Annotated in this window: 2 protein-coding genes and 2 pseudogenes; 3 read left to right on the top strand and 1 reads right to left on the bottom strand. The window is 65.5% G+C overall.

Annotated features, from left to right (window positions below; genetic code table 11):
- Window positions 1-206: pseudogene (locus ACK5L9_RS23590) on the bottom strand (hypothetical protein); the annotation flags it as partial.
- Window positions 207-854: 648 nt separating this feature from the next.
- On the opposite strand from ACK5L9_RS23590, the gene ACK5L9_RS23595 reads away from it, so the two are divergent.
- The 3 genes and pseudogenes from ACK5L9_RS23595 to ACK5L9_RS23605 all read left to right on the top strand — a co-directional run.
- On the top strand, window positions 855-1,871 hold the full coding sequence (locus ACK5L9_RS23595) for an alpha/beta hydrolase family esterase (protein WP_416913898.1): 1,017 nt from the start codon (window positions 855-857) through the stop codon (window positions 1,869-1,871).
- Window positions 1,835-2,362, top strand: a complete 528-nt coding sequence (locus ACK5L9_RS23600; RefSeq protein WP_416913899.1) for a hypothetical protein — start codon at window positions 1,835-1,837, stop codon at window positions 2,360-2,362. The genes ACK5L9_RS23595 and ACK5L9_RS23600 overlap by 37 nt, the downstream gene beginning before the upstream one ends.
- A gap of 78 nt (window positions 2,363-2,440) precedes the next feature.
- A pseudogene (locus ACK5L9_RS23605) lies at window positions 2,441-2,626 on the top strand (polyphosphate kinase 2); the annotation flags it as partial.

Consider the following 2,626-nt stretch of genomic DNA (forward strand, 5'->3'; position numbering starts at 1 on the left):
GCCCGCATCGCCTGCCCGACCAGCAGCGGATCCGGCGCGGGGCTTTCCAGCACGGGCAACAGCGTCAGATGCAGCTTGTCGCCGCGAAACCTTTCGCCCGTGCCCAGAACCCGCCACGCCCCGGCCATCCGCCGCGTCACGGCATCGGGCGGGATCGCCGCGAAGAACAGGAAATGGGCGGCTTCCTTCGGCGCAAGATTGGGCATCTGTCGTCCTGTCCTGTCAGCACCCCGCCGCCATCGCGGCAGTGACTTGTCCGGCTGTCTGTCGGCCACACGATCAGTTCGCCGGCAATATGTCTACCCCGCCACGCCCCTGCGCAAACCTGCTGCCCGGCACCGGACGAGGCCATGTCCGCCGTGTCGTATCTCGTCCATAAAGCATGCAGGGGATGCATGAAACAGGCGGCCCCGGCGAATGATCGTTCCCGAGGGCCGGAGGTGAACCCCTCGTTCCGCGCGGCGGCGGGCACCAGACCGGTCGGGCGCTGCCAGAACGGAAAACGGGGTGCGGGCCGGGCAAAGCCCGGCCCGCGCGCTGCCGCCCGGCCGAAGGCGCGCTTCGCGCGCAGGCAGTCTGCGGGTGGAAAGGCCGGGCACGGCATTCACCGCCCGTCGGACAGGGTGCCCCGCCCGATGCATGAAAAAAACCCGCCGCAGGCTTTTGCAGGGGGTCCGGGGGGCGCACAGCCCCCCCGGCCATCGCGGGACGCAAATCCTCCGGCGGTGACGTCGTGCCATGGTCCCCGACAGCGTGCATCCGCCGTCACCCGACAGGCAGAACTCAGGCAGGCATTGCGCGGGGCCTTCGTGGCTCCTAAGCTGGTCGGCAGGGACGAACAGGGAGAACCGAGAATGCGGATCAACAAGGCCGGCATTGCGGCGACAATCGTGGCGGCGACCCTTGCCGGGTCGGCCTCGGCGCAGGACTGTCCGGCGGGGGGCGCTGCGGGGCTGATGGCGCTGGAGGTTGATGGCTATACCGTACTGGGCCATGTCCCCGAAAGCGCGGTCGGCCAAAGGGTGCCGCTGGTGATCAACCTGCACCCGACCGGAGGAACCGGGTTCCGCACCCTGAACGCCAGCAAGCATGTCGCCGACGAAAAGGGCTTTGTCATGATCGCGCCGACCGGGGTGATCGGGCCGGTCTTTATGGGCTGGACGTGGAATGTGCCGGGCGTGCCGACCTTTGGCGGCGACAACTATCCCGCCGAGGATGCCCGCAACGATGTCGAATTCATCGCCAAGGCCATCGACGCCGCCGAAACGGCCGCCTGCATCGACCCTGCCCGCGTCTATGTGATGGGCTATTCGGGCGGCGGACGCATGGCCTCGGCGCTGGCGTGCAGTCTGGCAGACCGCATCGCCTCGGTGGTGCCGATCGGGGGGATCCGCTTTTCAAAGGCGTCGGACACGGAGCTGGGCCTGCCGCATGCAGTCGAATGCACCCCCGCCCGTCCGGTCCCCATGCAGGCCATCCACGGCCACTGGGACGCCACGAATCCGTGGTTCGACGAGGCCCTGGGCGACACGCCCTTCAAGGATCCCGCAAAGGACAATGAAACTATCGTGGCAAACGCCCCCCGGCAGGGATCATCCTGGAGCTATTCCGGCCAGACCGCCCTGCAACGTTGGGTCGAAAACAACGGCTGCGACCCGGAACCCCAGGTCAAGGAACTGGCCAAAGGGGTCGAGGAACGCGACTATCAGAACTGCAAGGACGATGCCGAGGTCAGTCTGGTCTTTTTTGACGGGCTGGGGCATGCCATCCCCGGATACGAGGAACCCTGGTCCCCCGGCCAGGCTGACAGCCCCCTGGATGGCTATGGGCTGGCATGGGATCTGATGCAGGACGACCGGCTGCCACAGTAACGATCACCGTAACGATCCCCGACATGCGCCTCTGCCTGATCCTCGCCATTCTTGCCAGCCTCGCCCTGCCGGCACGGGCGGATGCGCCGCTGATCGTGCTGGACCGTGGCCAGCTTCCGTTCGAACTTGGCCCCGGCCACCCCGCCAATAACCCCGCCAAACCGTCGAACTCGCCCAATGCGACGTGGAATTCGTCGGGCAACACGGCCAATTCGTCCTCGGTCCGGGAAAACCAGCCATCGAATCCCGCCAATTCGAAACGGCTGATCTTTACATCCAATGGCAGCGTGCTGGGGTATTACGCCGCAAACGCGGGCGGCGTGCTGAACCTATTTGACGTGAACGGCCGCCGTATCGCCTATCGCCCCGCCAAAGGAACGCAAAGCCTGTTCTCGACCGACGGACAATGGTGCGGCACGGTGGACAACCAGCGGGGCGGCGGCTTTGTCCTTGCCCTGACGCGCGATTGCGCGTCCCGATTCGCGCCCTGACCCGCACCCCGGCATCACCTGCTGCCTTACCGCTGTCACGATTTTACGTTAAAGAGTAAGCCTGAAGCCCCGGAGATCATGATGGACCACGAACCAAAGGACTGGCTGGAAGCCGAACTGCAGGACACGCTGGACGAAGATTTCGAAATCGAGCTTGAGGACGCGATCCTGTCCACCGAGATCCGCAAGATCTATCGTACCCATCATCCGGACCAGATCGACCGCAGGCTGTATTTCACGGAATTGCTGCGCCTCCAGGCCGAA

The organism is Paracoccus sp. (in: a-proteobacteria), assembly GCF_047973135.1.
GTDB lineage: Bacteria > Pseudomonadota > Alphaproteobacteria > Rhodobacterales > Rhodobacteraceae > Paracoccus.

What these genes read in the sequence shown, in the direction of transcription:
- ACK5L9_RS23595 (WP_416913898.1), top strand. Translation starts at nt 855, where the DNA reads ATGCGGATCAACAAGGCCGGCATTGCGGCGACAATCGTGGCGGCGACC.
- ACK5L9_RS23600 (WP_416913899.1), top strand. Translation starts at nt 1,835, where the DNA reads ATGGGATCTGATGCAGGACGACCGGCTGCCACAGTAACGATCACCGTA.